Annotated in this window: 19 protein-coding genes; 3 read left to right on the top strand and 16 right to left on the bottom strand. The window is 68.8% G+C overall.

Annotated elements, in window-relative coordinates; all coding sequences use genetic code 11:
• Positions 1-7: 7 nt before the first annotated feature.
• From poxB to gabT, 8 genes are all read right to left on the bottom strand, one after another.
• On the bottom strand, positions 8-1732 hold the full coding sequence (gene poxB, locus E0W80_RS17530) for a ubiquinone-dependent pyruvate dehydrogenase (RefSeq protein WP_131494324.1): 1725 nt from the start codon (positions 1730-1732) through the stop codon (positions 8-10).
• A 144-nt stretch (positions 1733-1876) separates the two neighbouring features.
• The gene (locus tag E0W80_RS17525; protein ID WP_047522352.1) at positions 1877-2314 is read right to left on the bottom strand and encodes a pyridoxamine 5'-phosphate oxidase family protein; all 438 of its coding nucleotides are present in this window, start codon (positions 2312-2314) and stop codon (positions 1877-1879) included.
• A gap of 112 nt (positions 2315-2426) precedes the next feature.
• Complete coding sequence (locus E0W80_RS17520) at positions 2427-3791, bottom strand: NAD-dependent succinate-semialdehyde dehydrogenase (protein ID WP_131494322.1); 1365 nt, start codon at positions 3789-3791, stop codon at positions 2427-2429.
• Between the two features lie 58 nt (positions 3792-3849).
• Positions 3850-5316 carry an NAD-dependent succinate-semialdehyde dehydrogenase gene (locus E0W80_RS17515; RefSeq protein ID WP_131494320.1) on the bottom strand — a complete coding sequence of 489 codons (1467 nt, stop codon included), beginning with the start codon at positions 5314-5316 and terminating at the stop codon, positions 3850-3852.
• A gap of 22 nt (positions 5317-5338) precedes the next feature.
• Positions 5339-6886, bottom strand: a complete 1548-nt coding sequence (locus E0W80_RS17510) for an APC family permease (protein ID WP_131494318.1) — start codon at positions 6884-6886, stop codon at positions 5339-5341.
• A complete protein-coding gene (locus E0W80_RS17505; protein ID WP_131494316.1) occupies positions 6886-7770 on the bottom strand; it encodes a universal stress protein in 885 nt (294 codons plus the stop codon). The genes E0W80_RS17510 and E0W80_RS17505 overlap by 1 nt, the downstream gene beginning before the upstream one ends.
• The gene (locus E0W80_RS17500) at positions 7770-9152 is read right to left on the bottom strand and encodes an NAD(P)/FAD-dependent oxidoreductase (protein WP_047522362.1); all 1383 of its coding nucleotides are present in this window, start codon (positions 9150-9152) and stop codon (positions 7770-7772) included. The genes E0W80_RS17505 and E0W80_RS17500 overlap by 1 nt, the downstream gene beginning before the upstream one ends.
• Before the next feature lie 105 nt (positions 9153-9257).
• The gene (gabT, locus tag E0W80_RS17495; protein WP_131494314.1) at positions 9258-10625 is read right to left on the bottom strand and encodes a 4-aminobutyrate--2-oxoglutarate transaminase; all 1368 of its coding nucleotides are present in this window, start codon (positions 10623-10625) and stop codon (positions 9258-9260) included.
• Positions 10626-10723: 98 nt separating this feature from the next.
• On the opposite strand from gabT, the gene E0W80_RS17490 reads away from it, so the two are divergent.
• A complete protein-coding gene (locus E0W80_RS17490; protein ID WP_131494312.1) occupies positions 10724-12232 on the top strand; it encodes a PucR family transcriptional regulator in 1509 nt (502 codons plus the stop codon).
• Between the two features lie 76 nt (positions 12233-12308).
• Here the strand turns inward: E0W80_RS17490 and E0W80_RS17485 are convergent, their stop codons facing one another.
• Both E0W80_RS17485 and E0W80_RS17480 read right to left on the bottom strand, forming a co-directional pair.
• Positions 12309-12716, bottom strand: coding sequence for a riboflavin kinase (locus E0W80_RS17485; RefSeq protein ID WP_131494310.1), 408 nt, complete (start codon positions 12714-12716; stop codon positions 12309-12311).
• A complete protein-coding gene (locus E0W80_RS17480) occupies positions 12713-13222 on the bottom strand; it encodes a flavin reductase family protein (RefSeq protein ID WP_131494309.1) in 510 nt (169 codons plus the stop codon). The genes E0W80_RS17485 and E0W80_RS17480 overlap by 4 nt, the downstream gene beginning before the upstream one ends.
• A 103-nt stretch (positions 13223-13325) precedes the next feature.
• On the opposite strand from E0W80_RS17480, the gene E0W80_RS17475 reads away from it, so the two are divergent.
• The gene (locus E0W80_RS17475) at positions 13326-13925 is read left to right on the top strand and encodes a PadR family transcriptional regulator (RefSeq protein WP_047522369.1); all 600 of its coding nucleotides are present in this window, start codon (positions 13326-13328) and stop codon (positions 13923-13925) included.
• Between the two features lie 4 nt (positions 13926-13929).
• Here E0W80_RS17475 and E0W80_RS17470 read toward each other — a convergent pair whose 3' ends face one another.
• The 6 genes from E0W80_RS17470 to E0W80_RS17445 all read right to left on the bottom strand — a co-directional run bounded on the left by E0W80_RS17470 (position 13930) and on the right by E0W80_RS17445 (position 20595).
• Positions 13930-14814: a ribokinase gene (locus tag E0W80_RS17470; RefSeq protein WP_131494307.1), complete on the bottom strand. Its 885-nt coding sequence runs from the start codon at positions 14812-14814 to the stop codon at positions 13930-13932.
• Positions 14807-16186: an NtaA/DmoA family FMN-dependent monooxygenase gene (locus E0W80_RS17465; RefSeq protein ID WP_047522373.1), complete on the bottom strand. Its 1380-nt coding sequence runs from the start codon at positions 16184-16186 to the stop codon at positions 14807-14809. The genes E0W80_RS17470 and E0W80_RS17465 overlap by 8 nt, the downstream gene beginning before the upstream one ends.
• Positions 16187-16297: 111 nt before the next feature.
• Positions 16298-17146: an ABC transporter permease gene (locus E0W80_RS17460; protein WP_131494305.1), complete on the bottom strand. Its 849-nt coding sequence runs from the start codon at positions 17144-17146 to the stop codon at positions 16298-16300.
• The gene (locus E0W80_RS17455) at positions 17139-17936 is read right to left on the bottom strand and encodes an ABC transporter ATP-binding protein (protein WP_240740580.1); all 798 of its coding nucleotides are present in this window, start codon (positions 17934-17936) and stop codon (positions 17139-17141) included. Before E0W80_RS17455 ends, E0W80_RS17460 begins: the two co-directional genes overlap by 8 nt.
• Positions 17936-19039 carry an ABC transporter substrate-binding protein gene (locus tag E0W80_RS17450; protein WP_131494301.1) on the bottom strand — a complete coding sequence of 368 codons (1104 nt, stop codon included), beginning with the start codon at positions 19037-19039 and terminating at the stop codon, positions 17936-17938. Before E0W80_RS17450 ends, E0W80_RS17455 begins: the two co-directional genes overlap by 1 nt.
• 113 nt (positions 19040-19152) lie before the next feature.
• Positions 19153-20595 carry a helix-turn-helix transcriptional regulator gene (locus tag E0W80_RS17445; RefSeq protein ID WP_131494300.1) on the bottom strand — a complete coding sequence of 481 codons (1443 nt, stop codon included), beginning with the start codon at positions 20593-20595 and terminating at the stop codon, positions 19153-19155.
• Between the two features lie 247 nt (positions 20596-20842).
• Between E0W80_RS17445 and aceA the strand changes: the two genes are divergently transcribed.
• Entirely contained in the window at positions 20843-22168 is a 1326-nt protein-coding gene (aceA, locus tag E0W80_RS17440; RefSeq protein WP_131494298.1) for an isocitrate lyase, read from the top strand.
• Positions 22169-22216: the final 48 nt, after the last annotated feature.

The following is a 22216-nucleotide window of genomic DNA, read 5'->3' as shown; positions in this document are numbered from 1 at the left end:
CGCCCGCTCAGAAGAACTGGCGCCAGTTCGCCCTGGCGAGATCGAGGAGCTCGTCCCCGCGCCCGGACATCACCGTGCGGATCGCGTACAGCGCGAAGCCCTTGACCTGGGCTGCCTCGATCGCGGGCGGCATCGACAGCTCCTGCCGTTCCGTCACCACGTCCAACAGGGCGGGGCCGTCGTGGGCGAGCACCTCGCGCACGGCCTCCGGCAGATCCTCGCTGCGCTCCACACGACGGGCGAAGATCCCCATCGCCTCGGCGATCGCGGCGAAGCTGGGGTTCTCCAATCCGGTCCCGTACGTCACGAAGCCCGCGGCCTTCATCTCGAGCTCGACGAAGTTCAGCGACGAGTTGTTGACCACGATGGTCTTCACGGGCAGTTCGTTCTGCGTCAGGGTCAGCAGCTCACCGAGCATCATCGAGAGACCACCGTCACCCGCGAGGGCCACGACCTGTCGGTCGGGGTGGGCCACCTGCGCCCCGATCCCGTGCATCAGCGCATTGGCCATCGAGCCGTGCGTGAACGAACCGATCAGCCGGCGGTCCTGGGTCATCGACAGGTAGCGGGCCGCCCACACGGTCGGCGACCCCACGTCGGCGGTGAAGATCGCGTCGTCGGTCGCGTACTCGTCCAGGAGCCGAGCCAGATACTGCGGATGGATGGGGCGGTCGCCCTTCGCGGGCACCGCCAGCTCGTCGAGCTTCTTGCGCGTCTTGCGATAGTGGGCGGTGGCGTCCTCGAGGTGGCTCCGGTCGTCCTTGCGTGCCAGACGCGGCAGCAGGGCATCGGCGGTCGCGCGCACGTCACCGACCAGCCCCAGATCGAGGGGATGCCGCTTCCCGAGCTGTGCACCCCGGATGTCGACCTGGATCGTCTTCGCACCGTCTGGATAGAACTGCTCGTAGGGGAAGTCGCTGCCCAGCACGAGCAGGGCGTCGGCGGCCTCCATCGCGCGGAACCCGGAGGCGAAGCCCAGAAGCCCCGTCATCCCGACGTCGAAGGGGTTGTCGTACTCGATGAACTCCTTGCCGCGGAGGGCGTGCACGATCGGCGCGCCCAGCTTGTCGGCGAGGGCGATGACCTCGTCGTGGGCGCCCTCCACACCGGCACCCGCGAGGATCGTGACGCTGTTCGCCGCGTTCAGCAGCGTCGCCGCCTTCTCGAGCTCCGCAGCGCTCGGGACGATCACGGGATGACTGCGCTCGATCACGACGGTGCGATCATCGGCGATGTCGGCGAGGGCGACGTCCCCCGGGATCACGAGCACCGCGACGCCGCGCTCCTCGATCGCGGCGCGCATGGCGATCTCCAGCAGGCGCGGCATCTGTGCGGGATCGGCGACGTACTCGACGTACACGCTGCACTCGCGGAAGATCTCCCGCGGATGCGTCTCCTGGAAGTACCCCGTGCCGATCTCGGTGGTGGGGATCTGCGCGGCGATGGCGAGCACCGGCACACGCGAGCGGTTCGCATCGTACAGTCCGTTGATGAGGTGCAGGTTGCCCGGTCCGCAGGATCCTGCGACGACCGCGAGCTCTCCCATCGTGGCGGCATCCGCAGCGGCGGCGAACGCGGCGGACTCCTCGTGGCGCACGTGCACCCATCGGATCGTGCCGTCCTTGCGCAGGGCGTCCGTGAAGCCGTTCAGCGAATCCCCGGGGATGCCGTAGACCCGGTCGATCCCATTGGCGTGCAGAGTCTTGACGATGTTCTCAGCGACGTTGGCCATGCTTCGACCCTACGCCCGGGCACCCACACGAAGGAGATCTCATGCTCTGAAGGAGCGAATGCTGTCTTCGCTCCTTCATCCTGTGAGATCTCCTCCAGGACGGGAGATCTCCTTCGGGACACGCGCCGCGCAGTGCCGGTGCGGTCAGTACTCCTGGGGACCGTCGCGCTCCGGCTCGGCACTGCGGCGGAACGCCCGCCCCGAGACCGAGGTCGGGGCGATGCGCACGAAGACACGCTTGAGGGTGGGGATCCAGGGCCGGAGCCCCGCGGCCTCCGCCCGCTGCACGTCGGCATCCGACTCCAGTGCGGTGGCGTACCCGCGGATGATCACGCTCCAGGCATCCGTGTCGGTGTGGTCGTCGACCTCGAACAGCACGTCGGTGTTGACGGTCAGCTCGAACAGCTTGCTTCCCGGCGCGGTGCGGAACAGGATGCCTTCGCCGTCGACCACGTAGTTCACCGGGAAGATGTCGATCGTGTCGCCCACATGGGTGACGAGTCGTCCCAGTTCCTGCGTGCCGAGCAGCTCCCAGCTCCGGTCCGAGGTCAGGGTCTCGATGGGGTCGGTGTGCGCGCTCATGCCGCCATTGTCTCCCACTCGATGTCTCCACCGACAGGCCATTCGTCACGCGTTCCGATGACGGCACGCGAACGGCCCCTCGCGGTCTGCGAGGGGCCGTCCATCGTGGCGCTCAGCCGATGCGGATGAGCTTCTTGTTGACGAACTCGTCGGCGGCCAGGTGGCCCAGCTCGCGGGCCGTGCCGCTGCGCTTGACACCGCCGAAGGGCAGCTCGGGGCTGTCAGCCAGCACGAGGTTGACGTAGACCATGCCCGCCTCGATCTTGTCGGCGACGCGCTCGGCCTGCTCGGCATCCGTGGTGAAGACGTACGAGCCGAGCCCGAACGTGGTGTCGTTCGCGAGCTCGACCGCAGCGTCCTCGTCCGCCACACGGTAGACGACGGCAGCAGGCCCGAAGAGCTCCTCGCGGTACACGTTCATCTCGGGCGTCACGTCGGCCAGCACGGTCGGAGCGAAGAACGTGCCCTCGCGCGTTCCGCCGGTGAGCAGGGTCGCCCCCTGCTCGACGGCCTGGTCGATCTGCTTCTGCAGGGTGACCGCGGCCGTCTCGGAGGACACCGGACCGAGGACCGTGTCGTCGAGCATGGGGTCGGTCGCCTCGACCGCCGCCATCGCCGCCGTGAACTTCTCGACGAAGGCGTCGTACAGCCCGTCCACCACGATGAACCGCTTCGCGCCGTTGCAGGCCTGTCCGTTGTTGTCCAGACGAGCATCCACGCCGGCCTGCACGGTGGCGTCGAGGTCGTCGGTGGAGAGCACGATGAACGGGTCGGAGCCACCCAGCTCCAGCGCGACCTTCTTGAGGTTGCGGCCGGCGATCTCGGCGACGGCGGCGCCGGCGCGCTCGGAGCCGGTGAGCGAGACACCCTGCACGCGCGGGTCGGCGATCATCGTCGCGATCTGCTCGTTCGTCGCGAGCACGTTCTGGTAGGCGCCCTTCGGGAAGCCGGCATCGTGGTAGATCTTCTCGATCGCGGTCGAGGACTCCGGGCACTGCGGCGCCGGCTTCAGCAGGATCGTGTTGCCGACGATCAGGTTCGGGGCGGCGAAGCGGACGATCTGGTACGCCGGGAAGTTCCACGGCATGATGCCGACGAGCGGTCCGAGCGAGGAGCGGCGGATGACGGCCGAGCCCTCCCCCAGGATCGCGATCGGCTGGTCCGCCATGATCGACTCCGCCTGGTCGGCGTAGTAGTCGGCGATGTCCGCGGCGAAGTCGACCTCGCCGAGCGCGGCCTCTCGGGGCTTCCCCATCTCGCGCACGAAGATGTCGGCGAGCTCTTCCCGTCGCTCGCGGTGCAGCTCGGCAGCGCGGTGCAGGAGCGCGGCGCGCTCGGCGACGGTCGACGAGCGCGACCACTCGCGGTGGGCTTCGTCGGCGGCGGCGACGGCCTCCTCGATCTGGGCGTCGGTGAAGGTGTCGAAGGACGCCAGCGTCTCTCCGGTGGCGGGGTTGATGACGGCGTAGTCGGTCATGACGTGTCCTCTCGTGTGGTGGGGCGGGGCCCGACGGTGCGGGCCCCGCGCATCGGAATCAGGAGACCGGGATCAGCGTGTACTTGGTGGACAGGTACTCGTGGATGCCCTCGAACCCGCCCTCGCGGCCGACGCCGGACTGCTTGACGCCGCCGAAGGGGGCCGCCGCGTTGGAGACCACGCCCACGTTGAGACCCATCATGCCGGTCTCGAGCTTGTCGATCATCCGCTGTCCGCGCTGCAGGTTCTCGGTGAAGACGTACGAGACGAGCCCGTACTCCGTGTCGTTCGCGAGGTGCACGGCCTCGTCCTCGGTCTCGAAGGTCGCGATCGCGAGCACCGGTCCGAAGATCTCCTCGCGGAGGATCGCGCTCCCGGCGACGACATCGGTGAGCACGGTGGGTTCGTAGAACGTGCCCGTGCCCTCGACGGCCTTGCCACCCGCGAGAAGGGTCGCACCGCGTCCGACCGCGTCGTCGACGAGCTCGCCGGCCTTGGCGACGGCATCCGCGTCGATGAGCGGACCGATCGCGACGCCGTCTTCCGTGCCCCGACCGATCTTCATGCTGTTGACACGTTCGGTCACGCGCTTCGCGAACTCGCCCGCGACGTCCTTGTGCACGATGAAGCGGTTGGCCGCGGTGCAGGCCTGTCCGATGTTGCGGAACTTCGCGGCGAGCGCCCCGTCCACGGCCTTGTCGAGGTCGGCGTCGTCGAAAACCACAAACGGCGCGTTGCCTCCGAGCTCCATCGACACGCGCAGCACGCCCTCCGCCGCCTGGGCGATCAGCTTGCGGCCGACTTCGGTCGAACCGGTGAACGACAGCTTGCGCAGACGCGGGTCGGCGATGATGGGTGCCGAGAGCGCGCTGGATTTCGACGTCTGCACGACGTTGACCACGCCCGCGGGCAGTCCGGCCTTCTCCAGCAGCGAGACGAAGAAGATCGTGGTGAGCGGCGTGAGTGCCGGGGGCTTGATCACGACGGTGCAGCCGGCGGCGAGCGCGGGGGCGATCTTGCGCGTCGCCATCGCGAAGGGGAAGTTCCACGGCGTCACGAAGAAGGACGGTCCGACCGGGCGCTGCGACACCACCATGTGGCCGGTGCCCTCCGGGTTGATGCCGTATCGGCCGCTGATGCGCACGGCTTCCTCGCTGAACCAGCGCAGGAACTCGCCGCCGTAGCCGACCTCACCCCGGGCCTCGGCGAGGGGCTTGCCCATCTCGAGGGTCATGAGCAGGGCGAGATCCTCCTTGTGCTCCTGCACGAGGTCGAACGCCCGACGAAGGATCTCGCTGCGCACGCGAGGAGCCGTCGCAGCCCAGTCGTCCTGAGCAGCGACCGCGGCGTCGAGCGCACGGATGCCGTCCGCGGGCGTCGCGTCGGCGATGGTGCGGATCACGGCACCGGTCGCGGGGTCCTGCACGTCGAAAGTGCCGCCGGTCTCGCCGTCGATCCACTCACCGCCGATGAAGAGACCGGTGGGGATGCTGTCGAGGAGGGCCTGTTCGGTCTGGGTGCTCATGATTCTCTTTCTGTGAGGAGGGCTAGGAGCGCGGGCGTCGGCTGGGCGGTGCGTCGATGCTCAGCGTCTGTCCGCGGAAGAACGCGGGCCGTCGGACCGCGTTCCAGATCATGACGACGATGCCGACGACGATGATCAGCATCCCGAGGATGAAGACGATGCCGACGCCGCCGATCTGCGAACCGGACCCGTAGGCGGGGTCCATCGAGTCGATCAGCGTGGTGAAGAACAGCACCGCGAGGATCGCTCCGCCGACGAGCGGGAACAGGAACGTGAAGAAGAAGTTCCGCGTCGAGTCGAACCACTGCTTGCGGAAGTACCAGACGCACGCGAAGGCGGTGATCCCGTAGTAGAAGCAGATCATCATGCCGAGCGTGAGGATGGTGTCCCACAGCGTGTCCTCGCTGACCACGCGCATGACGGCGTAGAAGGCCGATGCCACGATCGCCGAGACGATCGTCGCGTATCCGGGCGTGAAGAAGCGCGGGCTGACCTTCGCGAACGACTTGGGCAGCGCGCCGTAGTGCCCCATCGCGAGCAGCGTGCGCGCCGGTCCCACGAACGTCGACTGCAGCGACGAGGCCGAGCTGGTGAGCACGGCGAGCGAGACGAGGAACGCGAGCGGACCGAGGATCGGGCCGGAGAGGTGGAAGAAGACGTTCTCCTGGATGTCCTCGTTGCCGAGTCCCAGTGCACCGGTTCCGACGCCGGCGAACATGATCATCGCGACGGCGAGCAGCAGGTACAGCGAGACGATCGTGAGCACCGTGAGGGTGGCCGCACGCCCCGGGGTCTTCTCGGGATCCTTGGTCTCCTCGTTCATGGTGAGCGTGACGTCCCAGCCCCAGAAGATGAAGATCGAGAGCGAGAGGCCGGCCGCGATCGCGCTGAACGACGAGATCGCGAAGGGGTTGAACCAGTTGAGATCGAACGGCTGGTAGTCGAAGCCGTTGCCGGCGACGGCCTGGACGATCGCCGAGATCGCGAAGAAGACGAGGACGAGGATCTGGAAGCTCACCAGCCAGTACTGCAGCTTCTGCGTCGTCTGCATGTCGCGGTACGAGACCCAGGTCGCGCCGAGCATGAACAGCAGGCACACGCTGATGTTGATCCAGGTGACGCTCGCCAGTCCGGCGATGTCCGGATTGCCGGTGATCTGCGAGATCAGCAGGAACAGGAAGTCGACCGCGATGCCGGCGAGGTTCGACAGCACCAGGATCGTGGCGACCACCAGGCCCCAGCCCGCCATCCAGCCGACCCACGGTCCGAAGGCACGGGCAGCCCACGTGAACGAGGTGCCGGAGTCGGGCATCCGGTTGTTCAGCTCACGGTAGCCGAAGGCGACCAGGAGCATCGGGATGAACCCGACGAGGATGATGGCGGGGATCTGCGACCCCACCGTGGACGCCACCGGGCCGACGGCCGCGGTGAACGTGTATGCGGGCGCGATGCACGAGATGCCGATCACGACCGCGCCGATGAGGCCGACCGTTCCGGCGCTCAGGCCCTTCGTGGAGATACCGGTGGTGACACCGGATTCGGGCTCCGTCGCCCGGTTGGTGCTGCTCATCAGCGTTCTCCTGCCTCGTTGCGGGTGCGCGGGACGACGATCATGGGGACGGGGAGCTCGTGCAGCATCTTCGCTGCTGTGGACCCCAGGAAGAGACGACGGGGCTGGGCCAGGCGGCTGGAGCCGACGAGGACGACCTCCCCGGGAAGCCAGTGGAGCTGCGCGACGGCATCCTCGACGGAGTCGCCCGGTGCCTTCTCGACCGCGGCGGTGCGACCGTCCGGCAGCAGCTCCGTCGCCACCGCCAGCACCTCCTGCGCATGCGTCTCGCCGACCGTGCGGATCGCGCCGGTGTCGAGCCCCGGAGGCACGTCGAACGGCACGAGGGACACGAGTCGGAGATCGACACCGCTGTCGCCGGCGATGGCCACGGCCTCGTCGAGAAGGGCGTCGGCGCCCGGCCGCGAGCCGACCGCGACGGTGACGCGCGGGATCACGTGGTCGTCCTGCTGCGCGGTCCCCACGGGGGCGAGGGCCACCGGGATCGTCGACGAGTGCAGGAGCTCGGAGGCGACGCTGCCGAGACGGTGGCGTCCGAAGATGCCACCACCCGCTGCGCCGATCACGATGACCCTGGCGCCGAACTCCTCACCGGCGGCGATCAGCCCTTCGGCGAACGACTCGGAGAAGCGCACGTGACCGCTGCGGGTCAGCTCCTGCGGGAGGCTGACCACGGCCTCGCCGAGCCACTTCTTGGCCTGCGCCCTGATGTGCTCTTCGTAGGCCCGCTCCGGCGGCACCGCGGCGTTGCGGGTGCCCTCGTTGGGAAGCACGATCACCAGGTGCAGCGTCGCGCCGAGGCTGCGGGCGAGCCGCGCACCGAGGGCGGCAGCATCCGCTCCCGCATCCGTCGCCGTGTACCCCACGACGACCGAGCCGCTCATCAGCCGACGCTCTCTGCGGAGCCGTTCTCACGGCTTGCTTCGACGATGTTCGAGGCCACCAGGTGCCCCATCCGGATCGCGCCGTCCACGTGCTGGTACCCGGCACCGGCGATGTCGCTGCAGGCGAAGTGGATCGGGCCGACGGGGGTGCGGAGATCCGCGCCGTACCGGTGCAGGCCGCCCATGTCGAAGCTCGCGGCATAGGCGCCGCGCGTCCATTCCTCACTGCCCCAGTCGCTCTCGTAGTAGACGACCGGGTTCTTGGCCTCGGGACCGTAGTAGTGCGACAGCGACTCGAGGATGCGCTCCTTGCGCTCCTCGGCCGAGAGCTCGAAGACCCCGTCGGCGTTGGCGTCGGACACGAAGCCGACCAGGGTGCCGCGCTCATCGCCGTGGTTCGTGTTGTCATAGGCCTCGTGCGAGAGCTCGTACGGGCTGAACGCGGTGCCACTGAGGCCCTGCTCGCGCCAGAACGGACGGTCGTAGACCGCGTGCACCTTGATGACGAAGCCCATCGAGAGGTGCTGGTGCAGCTGGTGCTGGCGGCGCGGCAGCGGCGGCACGAACGAGATGCGGCTGTACAGCACCGGCGCGTGCGCGAGGATCGCATGGCGGGCACGGACCGTGAGGTCGTCGGTGGTGGCGACGACGCCGGCATCCGACCACTCGAGGCTGCGCACGGGCTGGTTGAGGAGCACATCGTCGCCCAGACGCTCGGCGAGACGCAGCGGCACCTGCTGGAGCCCGCCGACGACCCGCTTGTCGAGGATGAAGTCGGCATCCACGAGGTTCGAGTAGGAACCGGCGGACGAGGCCATCAGCAGCGACTGCAGCAGCGAGAACGCGTGCGTCGGCTTGGTGAGCATCGCGGATCCCGTGGCGAAGGCCAGGTTCCGTACGGCCTCGTCGTCGTCGGTCTGCTGACGCAGCCACGCATCCCAGGTGATGGAGTCCCAGTCGGCGGCGCTCGGGTGCGCCCAGGGACGATCCGGGTCGATCTCGGCGACGAGCGCATCCAGGATGTCGGTGATCCGGGCGATCTCCGCCTCGGTCTCCGGGGCGACGGGGAACATCTCGCCGGTGAAGCGGTGCACCTGCCCATCGGGTCCGATGTAGACGCTGTCCCCTTCGCGGTAGCGGCTGTAGGTCTCGAGCCCCAGCTCCTCGATCGCGTCCTTGAGCGCATCCTGATCGGGCGAGACCCACTGGCCGCCGATCTCGAGCATGGCCCCGTCGATGACGTCGGTCCACAGTCGTCCGCCGACGCGGTCGCGGGCTTCCAGCACGGCGACCGACAGGCCGGCCTTCCGGAGGTCGTTCGCCGCCGTGAGCCCTGCGGCTCCGGCACCGATGATCAGTACATCGCGGGTGATCTCAGACATCTGCAACTCCTTCGTTGGGAAGTAGTGCCGGTCGCGACCCGAAATCCCCCGATTGGGGTCGCGACCGGACAGGGGGTCAGGCCACGCGGAGGCGCGGCCTGCACATCATTCCGTGGCCGCGGCGAGGGCGGCGGCCACGACGTCGAGGCCTTCGTTCAGCAGGTCGTCGCCGATCGAGAGCGGAGGAAGGAAGCGGATGACGTTGCCGTAAGTTCCGCAGGTGAGGACGATGACGCCCTGCGCGATGCAGGCCTTGGCGACCGCGGCCGTGAGAGCGGCGTTCGGTGCCTTGGTCTCGGGGTCGACGAACTCGGCCGCGATCATCGCACCGTGGCCACGGATGTCGCCGATGCGAGGGTCGCTCTCCTGGATCGCGGTGAGGCGGTCCATGAGGATCGTGCCGATCTCCCGGGCACGCTCGATCACCCCGTCGTTCTCGAACACGCCGATCGACGCGAGCGCCGCGGCGCACGCGATCGGGTTCCCGCCGTAGGTGCCGCCCAGACCACCGGAGTGCGAGGCGTCCATGATCTCCGCGCGGCCGGTGACGGCGGCGAGCGGAAGACCGCCGGCGATCCCCTTGGCGGTGGTGATCAGGTCGGGCTCGATGCCGAAGATCTCGCTCGCGAACATGTGCCCCGTGCGGGCGAATCCGGTCTGCACCTCGTCGGCGATGAAGACGACGCCGTTCGCGCGGCACCAGTCGACGATCGCCGGCAGGAAGCCGTCGGCGGGGACGATGAAGCCGCCCTCGCCCTGGATCGGCTCGATGATGACCGCGGCCAGGTTGTCGGCGCCGATCTGCTTCTCGAGCTGGAGGATCACGCGGGCAGCGGCCTCGCCACCCTCGAGCCCGTCACGGAACGGGTACGACATCGGCGCGCGGTAGACCTCGGGGGCGAACGGACCGAACCCGCTCTTGTAGGGCATCGACTTGGCGGTGAGCGCCATGGTCAGGTTCGTTCGGCCGTGGTAGCCGTGGTCGAAGGCGACGACCGCCTGGCGGCCGGTGTGCTTGCGGGCGATCTTGATGGCGTTCTCGACCGCCTCCGCTCCCGAATTGAACAGGGCGCTCTTCTTGGCGAATCCACCGGGGGTGACGCGGTTGAGCGCTTCGGCGACGTCGACGTACGACTCGTAGGGCGAGATCATGAAGCAGGTGTGGGTGAACTGCGCGGCCTGGGCGGCGACGGCGGCGGCGACCTTCGGGTGCGCGTTGCCGACCGTGGTCACGGCGATGCCCGAGCCGAGGTCGATGAGGGAGTTCCCGTCGGCATCGACGACGACTCCGCCGCCGGCCGCGACGGCGGCGATCGGCACGGTGTGGCCGACACCCGCTGCCACGGCATCCGCCTTGCGCGCGAGCACCTCGGCCGAGCGGGGCCCGGGGAGGTCCGTGACCAGACGACGCTCCTGCGGGAGGTCGGGTCCGCCGAGAGGGACTGCGGGGGCTGCGGTGTCGAGGAGTGCCATGATCGCGAGCGTACGGCGGTGCCGAAGACCCCCGCACTCGCCGACGCGTACAATCTAGAAGAAGAATTCGCCACCTTGTACATGCGGGAGGACGCGCCGTGCCCACGACCGAGCAGCCGACACTGCGCGCCCTGCTGCGTCGCCGCGATCTCGGACTCGCACTCGTCCCCCGCGAGGCCGAGCTGGCGGACGGAGCTCTCGACCGTCCCCTGCGCTGGGTGCACAGCTCGGACCTGGCCGATCCGACACCGTTCCTCTCGGAAGACCTCGCCCTGCTGACCACCGGCACACAGTTCGACGAGGCCGTCGGCATCGACACCTACGTCGGTCGCCTCGCCGATCGGGGTGTCCTCGGACTCGGTTTCGGCACCGAGGTGCACCGCTCGGGCGTTCCGGACGAGCTGGTCACCGCCTGCGCCACGCACGGCATGCCCCTGTTCACCGTGCCGTACCGCACACCGTTCATCGCGGTCGCCCGCGCCCACTCCGAGGCGATCGCCGCGCAGGCCTATGCCCGCCGATCCTGGGCGCTGGACACACAGCGCGCCCTCGCCCTCGCAGCCCTGCGCCCGAGCGGTCTCGATGCGACGATCGCGGAACTCGGACGACGGCTCGAGGTCTGGGCGGGGATGTTCGACGCCGCGGGAACGGTCGTCGCCTCCCACCCCCGGGACCGCCTCGACACCGAGGTGCGCGACGCCCTGGGCGAGCGGGTGATGGAGATCCTCACCCGTGGGCTCGAAGCCGGGCAGTCGCTGGTCCTCGGCGAGCATACGTTCATGCTGTTCACCGTCGGTCGCGGCGGGCATCTGCGCGGGGTGATCGCCCTCGCCATCGACGCGCTGGACCCGGAAGCACGGTCGGTCGTGACATCGGTGATCGCGATGGCCGGACTCGCGATGGAGCAGAGCGAACAGCTCGCACGGAGCCGCCGACGCCTGCATGCACAGCTCCTCGGCTCGCTCCTCGCCGACGACCCGGGCCTGGCCAGAAGAGTTCTGGGGAGCATGCCGCCCGCTCCGGTGGTCGTGGCTGTCGCCGCCGATGCCCCGGCCGGCCCGCTCGCGGACTGGTGGGAGCGGAACCGGGTCGAGCACGGCACCGCCGTCTTCCTGGCCGAGTCCGAGGACGGCGTGACGATGTGCCTCTCCGTCGGTGATGAGTCCCTGCTCGATGAGGCGGCCGCGCGCTTCGGCATCCGCATCGGCGTCTCCGAGCCCGAGGGGTACAGCTCCTTCTCCCGGGCGCACGCTCAGGCACTCACCGCACTGCGGCAACAGGGCACCCACGGCGTCGCACGCTATGCCGACACCGTCGGTTCCCGCATCCTCACCGCACTCGCGACGGATGAGGCACGCCTGGTCGCGGAATCACGCCTCGCACCGATCCGCGAACACGATGCCCGCACCGACGCCGAGCTCGAGCGCTCGCTGCGCACCTGGTTGGAGCACGACGCCAAGGCCGAATCCGCCGCGATCGCACTCGGGGTGCATCGGCACACGCTGCGCTCCCGCATCGCCCATGCGGGTGCGCTGCTCGACATCGATCTGTCGACCTTTCCCGCGCGCGCGGAGCTCTGGACGATTCTGCAGACCGCTCGCGACTGAGCCCTGGCAAGTCGTTCCGGTCGCAGTTCGTGCCGCCAATCCGGCGCTTTTCCGAGAGAGAGTGCGACCGGAACGATCAGCCAGGACCGATCGGCGGCGCGCCCAACACGGAGCGGCAGCGGACCACATCCTCCGCGGTCTGGGCGATCAGGTCGTCGACGCGGTCGAATCGGAGCATCGGACGCAGCAGCGCGATCAGGGTCACATCCAATCGTCGGCCGTACAGGTCGATGTCCGCGTCGTGCAGATGCACCTCGACCCGCCGCTCACGGTCGCCGTCGAAGGTCGGGTTCGCTCCGACGCTGACGCTCGCCGCCCAGGGATGCGCGGCTCCATCGATCCGGACCCATGCCGCGTAGATGCCGTCGTCGGGGAGGCTGTCGTCCGCGAGCTCCAGGTTCGCCGTCGGGAAGCCGAGCTCCCGTCCCCGACCGTCACCGGGGACGACGAGGCCGGCGATCGCCCCGAGCGGCTGAGCGCTCACGCGCTCTCGGGGGCGGCGATGGCGCGATAGCGGCTCTGGTGGAAGACGAGGGGCTCGACGTCGTCGAACAGCGTGAGATCGGCGATCTCGTACAGCGCGATCTCGTGATCCCCGCCATCGAATGTGCTGTGCAGGCGGCAGGTGAGCCAGAGCGCGGCATCCGAGATGAGCACGGCCCCACCGTCGGTGCGCTGCCACTCGTGACCGCCGAACCGGTCTCCCTCACGCGCCGACAGCGAACGACTGAGCGGCTCGTGGTGCGCGGCCAGCACACTCATGCCGAGTTCGGGGACCTCGCGCAGCACCGGCCAGGTCTTCGAGGTGCGCGCCGCGCTGATGGCGACGAGCGCCGGTTCGAGCGAGATCGACGTGAAGGAGTTGACCGCCATCCCCACAGCCCGATCGTCGATGTGCGCAGCGAGGGCGACGACGCCGGTCGGGTATACCGAGAACGCCCGGCGGAGGGCGAGGTCGCGCGGGAGGGCTTCGGTCACGGCAGACGTCATTTCGGCTTCCTTTCGTTAGTCAACTTTGACTAGTTTCGATAATAGGCAACTTTGATCATGCAAACAACCGGAATCTTGGACCCCAGCCGTTAGCATGAGGGGCATGTCGACCACCCGCCTCGTCGTCCTCGGCGCCGTGAAGCAGTTCCAACCCGTACACGGGTATTTCCTCCGCCGAGAGCTCATGACGTGGCATGTCGACGAGTGGGCGCACATCCAGCCCGGATCCATCTACAACGCCCTGCGCGCCCTCGAGGTCGACGGCTACATCGCCGAGAGCGGCACCGAGGCCGAGGGCAAGCGCCCCGCGCGCACGACCTATCGCATCACACCGTCCGGCGAGGTCGAGCTCCAGCGGATGCTGCGGGAGAACCTCTGGAACGTCGCCGCCTTCGACACCCAGGCCATCATGACCGTCGCCTCGTTCATGTTCGTGCTGAGCCGGCAGGAGGTCATCGCCGGCCTCGAACATCGCCTCATCAAGAGCGACGCGATCATCACTCAGAACGGCTTCGACGTGCAGGACACGCTGCGCTCCGAGACGACCCCGAAGTACGTACGCGAGATCTTCGATCTCTCCACCGCCCGCCTCACTGCCGAGAAGCAGTGGCTGCTCGACCTGCTGGAGCGCCTCCGCGGCGGCGAATACACCTTCGCCGGCGAGACGGTGAGCACGGACGACGACGCCGCCCGCACGGAGTAGCGACTCAGCGCGAGGCGACGAGCGTCGCGATCGACTCGGCGGACAAGGCCGCGGTGGTCGCCCCGCGGCGCTGGGCCACGATGGCTCCAGCCGCGGAGGCGCCGATCAGGGCTTCCTCGATCCCGTCGCCGCGGGCGAGGGCCGCGGCGAGGGCCCCGCAGAACGCGTCGCCGGCCCCGGTCGTGTCGACCGGGTCGATCCGGAAGGCTTCGGTGTGCAGGGGGTCGCGCCCCGCGCGGTGGAGGAGCACTCCCCCGGCGCCCTGGGTGAGCACGATGGTCCGTGCACCCGCCGCATGCAGCCGGTCGATACCGCCGAGCTCGGCGCACTCCGTCTCGTTCACCACCAGCACATCGACATCGGGGAGCATCTCGACCGCCGCAGGGTGGGCGGGCGCGGCGTTGAGGATCGTCAGCGCGCCGGCCATCCGTCCCGCATGCAGCGCGGCGGACACGCTCGCGGCCGGCACCTCCAGTTGAGCGAGCACGACCGCTGCGCCCTCGATCCCGGCGATCGCATCGTCCGCGTCGAGCTCGGTGTTCGCGCCGGCAGCCACGATGATGCTGTTGTCTCCGTCGGCGAAGGCCAGCACGTGGGCAACCCCGGTGGGAGCCGCGGCGCTGCGGCGCAGGACAGTCGTCACGCCGGCGTCCGACAGCGTTCGCTCGAGCACGTCAGCGGCCTCGTCCTGCCCGACGACCGCGCAGAAGCGGGTACGCGAGCCGCTGCGCGCGGCGGAGACGGCCTGATTCAAGCCCTTCCCTCCGGAGAAGCGTCCGCCGGCTCGACCGAGCAGGGTCTCGCCGACGAGCGGGGGGCGCGATACCTCGACGACCAGGTCGAGGTTCGCGCTCCCCACCACGGCGACACCGGTGCGGGTGTCAGACACGCGACATCGTCCGCCGGTACTGCGAGCCCGTGTGCGAGTCGGCGAGCGCAGGAGTGGGCGTGCCGATCAGACGCTCACGCAGCGACTGCGGCTCGGACGAGGGTTCGACCACCGCACCGCGCTCCTTGAGGATCGGCAGCACGTGCTCGATGAAGTCGACGGTCGAGGCCGGCGGGATGACGGGGGCGAACAGGAAGCCGTCGAGGTCGGCGCCGTCGGCGAGCTCGATCATCCGGTCCGCCACCTGCTCGGGGGTGCCCACGATCGGGCGGGCACCGACGCCGTGCGCGTGCCAGTCGCCGAGCACGTCGCCCACGGTCTTGTCGGCGAAGCGGGCCACCTGCGTCTGCGACAGCTCGGTGCTCAGCTCCGACATCGGGGTGCTCGGCGCGTAGGCCGAGAGGTCGAGCCCGGTGAACCAGGCGTACGAGGCGACCGTGACGTCGGGGTTCTGCGCATCGGCGACCTCGGCGTACTTGCGCTGCGCCTCCTCCTCCGTGCTGCCGACGATCGCGGCGAACGCCGACATGATCTTCACCTCGTCGGCCGCGCGGCCGTTCTTGACCGCCTCCTCACGGATCGCGGCGGAGTGGGCACGGAGCTGCTCGACCGAGCCGCTGCCGACGAAGATCGCCTCCCCGTGCTTGCCTCCGAACTCGCGGCCTGCGGGTGACGCACCGGCCTGGAACAGCACCGGGGTGCCCTGCGGCGAGCGCGAGGTGTTGCCGTAGCCGTGCGAGCGGAAGTAGGGGCCGTCGTGCGCGATGCGGTGCACCTTGGACGGATCGGCGAAGCGGCCGGACTTGTCGCGCTCCAGCGCGCCCTCCTCCCAGGCCTGTTCCCACAGCTTGTACACGACCTGCATGAAGTCGTCGGCCATGAGGTAGCGCTCGTCGTGGCCGACCATCGGCACACCGAAGCCCTGCACCGCGGTGTCGGCGGTGCCCGTGGTGACGACGTTCCAGCCGATGCGTCCGCCGGAGAGGATGTCGAGCGTCGCCATGCGGCGCGCGAAGGCATAGGGCGGCTCCAGCAGCGTCGACCCCGTGGCGACGAGTCCCAGTCGCGTGGTCTCCGGGATGAGGGCGGCGAGGATGATCGCGGGGTCGAGGCGCGGCAGGTCCAGCCCCTCCACCGAGCAGATGTCGGGACGCTCGCCGGCGACGTCGGCCCAGCCCCAGGCATCCGCGAGGAAGAGGAAGTCGAACCCCGCGTCCTCGACCATCCGCGCGGTGTCGCGCCAGTACTCGAGCTTGTCGAACAGGTAGCGCCCGTTGTCGGGGTGTCGCCAGGTCGCCGTGCCGGAGTCGTTCGCCTGGGCGTTCTCGAAGAGGCCGAGACGCAGCGGCTTGACGGTGTTCTGATCGGTCATGTGCGGGTGCCTTCCTTGTGGGTGGTTCTGGTCGTTCTGGGGTGGTTCCGGGCACGCCGGAGGAACCCCGGGACGGGTCGGGGGACCCCGTCCCGGGATGGGGGTGCGGCGTCAGCCCTTGGCGGTGACCTCGCCGTCGCTCCACCAGAGCACGCGCTTGCGCACCAGGGCGAGGACGATGATCAGCAGCACACCGAGCAGACACAGCAGGGCGATACTGGCCCAGGTGACGGGCAGGTTCGCCTGCGCGGCCGAGGTGGTCACGAGCGAACCGAGGCCGGCCTGCTGACCTGCCGCGACGAACTCGGCGACCGCCGCGCCGACGACCGCGAGCGGCAGGGCGATGCGGAGCCCCGCGAACACGTAGGGCATGCTGCCGGGGAAGCGCAGCTCGCGGAAGATCTCCCACCGCGAGGCGTGCAGCGTCTTGAAGACGTCGAGCGCCTTCTGGTCGACATCACGCAGACCGGCGAGCGAGTTCACCAGCATCGGGAAGAAGACCACGAGCCCGGTCACGATGAACTTCGGGACCATCCCGAAGCCGAAGGCCACGACCAGCGCCGGGGCGATCGCCACGATCGGCGTCACCATCACGATGATCACGAGCGGCATCACGGCCCGTTCGATGATCTGGAACTCCGTCATCACCACCGCCAGCAGGAAGCCGGCGAGGATGCCTGCGGCGGCACCGACCACGACCTCGAGCAGGGTGACGAGGAAGTTCGACCAGTACATGCCGGCATCGTCGACGAGACTCCCGCCGATCGCCTCGAGCGTCGGAAGCACATACGGGTTGGTCCAGGCCACGATCTGCCACAGCAGTGCGGCGATCACGAAGGTGATCAGGGTGGGACCCCACGCCCCCCAGCGCAGCCACGGCGGGACGCCCCGGCGCGGCTGGGCCCTCAGGCGGGCGGTCGCGAGGGTCGCGGTGGTGTCTCTCATCGTCAGCTCAGACATGGGCCTTCTCCGTCTGCGCGCGCAGCGCACCGCGCACGACTGCCTCCAGCTCGCGGAACTCGTCCGTCGCATAGGCCTCCTCGGTGCGCGGCCGCGGGAGGTCGACGTCGATCACCTGGGCGATGCGCCCCGGGTGGGCGGCCATCACCACGATGCGGTCGGAGAGCATGATCGCCTCCGGCACGGAGTGCGTGACGAACATGACGGCCTTCCGGTTGGACTGCCAGAACTCCAGGAGGGCGATGCGCTGCAGGTCCCGGTTCATCTCGTCGAGGGCCGAGAACGGCTCGTCCATCAACATGATGGCGGGGTCGAACACGAAGGCCCTGGCGATCGCGGCACGCTGCTGCATGCCGCCGGACAGCTGCCCGGGGTACTTCGTCATCGCCTGGCCGAGACCGAACGTCGACAGCAGCTCCGCCGGGTCGCGCAGAGCCCTTCCGGCGTTCGCCTTGGCGTTGATGCGCACCGGGAGCTCGACGTTCTCGCGCACGGTCTTCCACGGCAGCAGCGCGGGCGACTGCGGCACGAGGCCGATCTTCTTGTCCCGCGATGCCGCCGTGACGCTCTCACCGTCGATCGTGACCGTGCCGGAATCGGCCTCGAGGAGACCGGCGACGACCTTGAGCAGCGTGGACTTGCCGCAGCCGCTCGGGCCGATCACCGACACGAACTCGCCCATGCCGATCGTGAGGTTCACGTCGTCGAGCACCGTGACCTCGGCGCCGTCGACGCCGAACGACTTCGAGACGTTCCTGACCTCGACGCCCGTGCCCTGTGCGACCGACATCACTTCGCCGGCCATGTCAGAGTGTCGCCGTCGTAGAGGTCGGCGACCAGGTCGGCGTCCATCATGTCGGCGATCGCGGGCAGGTCCTTGACGCCGCCGTACTTCTTCACGAGGGCGTACTCGGGCTCCCACATGGACTCGTTCTGCACGCCGGGGTTACCGCCGGCGCTCTCCCGGACCCATGCGGACTCCACTTCCCACGTGCGGGCGAGCTGATCGCGGGGGAACGCGGCGCCCTGATTGTTGTCCTCGGCCAGCTTCGCGAGCGTGTCGATGCAGGCATCCGACTCGTCCAGGCAGTACTGCAGCGCCTTGAGACTCGCCCGCATGAAGTCCGCGGCGACCTCGCGGTGCTCGTCGAGGAAGCGGGAGTTGACCTCCATCACGTTGTACGTGCCCTCGACCCCGAGGTCGGAGGGGAGGAACTCGCTGAACGGCAGGCCCTGCGCCTTGAGCGACTGCGGCTGGTTGGACGCGTAGCCGACGATGGCGTCGACCTGCTCACGCACGACGACGGTCGGGTCGTAGTTGGTCATCTTGACCATCTCGACCTTCGAGACGTCGACACCGGCCTCATCGAGCATGGCCGAGGCGATCGGGGTCAGGTTGATGAAGTATCCGAGCGATCCCCCCTCGAGGTCGGTGAGGCTCTCGAGCTTCTCGTTGCCGAAGATCGAGAACGGCGGGGTGGTGCCGTAGGTCGCGACCGCCGTGAGGTTCTTGCTGTTCGCCGCTGCCAGCATCACATCGGATGCGGAGCCGAGAGCGGTGAACTGCGCCTGGCCGGATGCCACGAGCTGCTGCCCGTTCGCACCGGAGGCGTTGATCTCCACGTCCAGGCAGAGATCGTCGAAGTAGCCCAGCTCCTCGGCGAGGAACACGTCGAGCTGCCCGGCGCTGGCGGAGTAGCCGTAACCGGAGATGTAGGTGATGGTGCCGGCATCCTGATTCCGCTTGCAGGCGTCGGTGTCGCTCGCACTCGTGGGGGCGGTATCGCCGCCTGGCGTCTGCGCGGAGCATGCTCCGAGCGTCAGCGTGGCGGCGAGAACGCACGTCAGGGTGGCAGTGATGCGGAATCGGGTTTCCGCAGAGGAAGTAGCCATGAGGGTCCCTTCTCGGCCGTTCGTCGTTGATGGCTCGATGAAAGTAACATAGTCAAGATTGACTAAGCAAGATCGAACTAACTTTTGACGAACCGCGAAAGGGCGGCAGGGACTCAGCGAGGGGCGTGGGCCTCCAGGAACTCGTACACGTCGGTCGTGTCGACGCCGGGGAACGACCCGGTCGGCAGGGTCGCCAGCAGCGTGCGCGGAGTCTTCACATTGGGCCAGGAGTTCTCGCGCCAGCGCTCCTCCAGCTCGGCAGGTGCCCGTCGACAGCAGACCTCGACGGAGTGCTTCGAGACACCGCGGTGCGAGGTGTCGCGCCCGACGAACCACCGCGTGTCATCGAAGCGCACGCCCACGCTGACCGAGTGCAGCCCCTCGCTCGACGCCTCGACCCGCGCGGTGCACCAGTACGTCCCGTTGCCGGTATCGGTGTACTGGTAGTACGGGTTGAAGCGGTCGTCCTCGTCGAACACCACTCGCGACGTCCACTTGCGGCAGCACATCTGTCCCTCGATCGCCCCGAGACGGTCGGTGGGGAAGTTCACGTCGTCGTTCTCGTACGCCTTCGTGATCGTGCCCGACTCGTGCACCTTGAGGAAGTGCACCGGGATGTCGAGATGCCGCGTCGCGAGGTTCGTGAAGCGATGCGCCGCCGTCTCGTACGACACCGAGTACGCGTCGCGCAGATCCTCGATCGAGATCGCCCGCCGTTGCTTGGCGTCTTTCAGCGCCGGGACCACGTGCCCCTCGGGGATGAGGAGCGCCCCGGTGAGGTAGTTGGTCTCGACGCGCTGCCGCAGGAACTCGGCGTAGCTGCGCGGCTCGGAGTGCCCGAGGATGCGGCTCGACAGCGCCTGCAGCACCGCGGTGCGGGCATCCCCCTTGGCCGGCACGCTGCTGGACAGGTACAGTCTTCCGTTCGCGAGGTCCGCGACGCTGCGGGTGGTCTGCGGCAGGTCGGGCGCGTAGTGCAACGTGAACCCGAGGTACGCCGCGATCTCGGAGGCGGTGCGCTGGGTGAGGGGGCCACCGGGGTGCCCGACGGCGGTGAGGATCTCCGCGGCCTTCGCCTCGAGGTCGGCGAAATGGTTGTCCTGACGACGCATGAGGTGCCGCAGCTCGACGTTCGCCCGCCGGGCCTCCTCCGGGGTGGCGGCCCGCTCGTCCTTGAGCCGGTCGATCTCGCCGTGCAGCGCCAGCAGCGCCTTCAACGCGTCGGTCGGCACGCTCTTCGCGATCCGGAACGGCTCGATGCCGAGGGCCTGGAACGTCTGTCCCTTCATCGCCCGCTCCAGCGCGATCTCGACCGCGCTGCGTTCGTCGAGCGGCTCCCCCTCCAGCAGCGCGTCGATGGTGACGCCGAGCGCGCGGGCGATCGCCTGCAGCTGCGTGAGCTTCGGCTCTCGCTTGCCGGTCTCGATCATCGACATCTGGCTGGGGGCGCGATCGACCGCCGAGGCGAGGTCGTCGAGCGTCATCCCGCGCGCGGTGCGCAACTGTCGGATGCGTCGACCGATCGTGAGGGCGTCGGTCTCTTCTGCGGTATCCATCCCACTCCTCTTTTGCTCGCCTCGTGCTCGCACCCCGTGCGGGATCAGAAACGCCCCTCCACGAGGCACTTCCGGCGCGTTTTCGCACTTCGACCGCCGATGGTCGGAGCGAGTGGAGGCGATTCTGTCACAGAAGCAGAAGAATGACGAAACTTCTGCGTGGAATCGGTCGTTCAGATGCCTGAACTTCACGCACAGTGGAACCACGCCACACCGGCACCGCAGCCGGATCCACCGAGGAGACACCATGACGAACACCGCCCACACCCCGACGCCCCGCCCCGCCGGTCTGCGAGCCGGCGACCAGGTTCAGACGGCCGCTGAACTCCAGGAGATCTGGGACACCGATCCCCGGTGGGACGGCGTCGAGCGCACGTACTCGGCGGAGGACGTCATCCGCATCCGGGGTTCGGTCCGCGAAGAGGCCACGCTCGCCCACCGAGGCGCCGACAACCTCTGGAACCTCCTGCACACCGAGGACTACGTCCGGGCACTCGGCGCCTACACGGGCGGCCAGGCCGTGCAGCAGGTGCGCGCCGGCCTCAAGGCCATCTACCTCTCCGGATGGCAGGTCGCCGCCGACGGCAACCTGGCCGGACAGACCTACCCCGACCAGTCGCTCTACCCCGCGAACTCGGTGCCGGCCGTCGTGCGCCGCATCAACAACGCGCTCCTGCGTCAGGACCAGCTCGAGCACGCGGAGGGCGAGACCACCCAGGACTGGCTCGCCCCGATCGTCGCCGACGCGGAGGCCGGCTTCGGCGGACCCCTCAACGCGTACGAGCTCGCACAGTCGCTCATCCAGTCCGGTGCTGCCGGCATCCACTGGGAGGACCAGCTGGCCAGCGAGAAGAAGTGCGGCCACCTCGGCGGCAAGGTGCTCGTGCCCACCCAGCAGCACATCCGCACCCTGAACGCCGCTCGCCTCGCGGCCGACGTGGCAGGGGTCCCGACCGTGATCATCGCCCGCACGGACGCCCTCGCCGCCGACCTGCTCACCAGCGACGTCGACGAGCGCGACCAGGAGTTCACCACCGGCGAGCGCACCACCGAGGGGTTCTACCGGATCCGCCCCGGCCTGGAGTCGGTCATCAGCCGCGGTCTCGCCTTCGCCCCCTACGCCGATCTGCTGTGGGTCGAGACGGGCGAGCCCGACATCCAGCTCGCCCGGGACTTCGCCGCGGCCATCCACGCACAGTTCCCCGGTAAGCTCCTGGCCTACAACTGCTCGCCGAGCTTCAACTGGAAGAAGCACCTGTCGGACGCCGAGATCGCGACGTTCCAGCAGGAGTTGGCAGACCTGGGCTACAAGTTCCAGTTCATCACCCTGGCCGGCTTCCACGCCCTGAACCACTCGATGTTCGACCTCGCCCGCGGCTACGCCGATCGCGCCATGAGCGCCTACGTGGAGCTGCAGGAAGCCGAGTTCGCCGCCGAAGCCCACGGCTACACCGCCACCAAGCACCAGCGCGAGGCGGGCACCGGATACTTCGACGTCATCTCCACCGCGCTCAACCCCGAAAGCGCGACCCTCGCCCTGGCCGGCTCCACCGAGGCCGCACAGTTCCACTGATCCGTCAGCCGATGCCGCCTAGGTCGAGGATCCGGCTCGCCATACGGT

Origin of the sequence: Microbacterium sp. PI-1 (assembly GCF_004337555.1) — a bacterium.
In the GTDB taxonomy this organism is placed as follows: domain Bacteria; phylum Actinomycetota; class Actinomycetes; order Actinomycetales; family Microbacteriaceae; genus Microbacterium; species Microbacterium aurugineum.
This window is presented reverse-complemented; position numbering and strand designations above follow the sequence as displayed.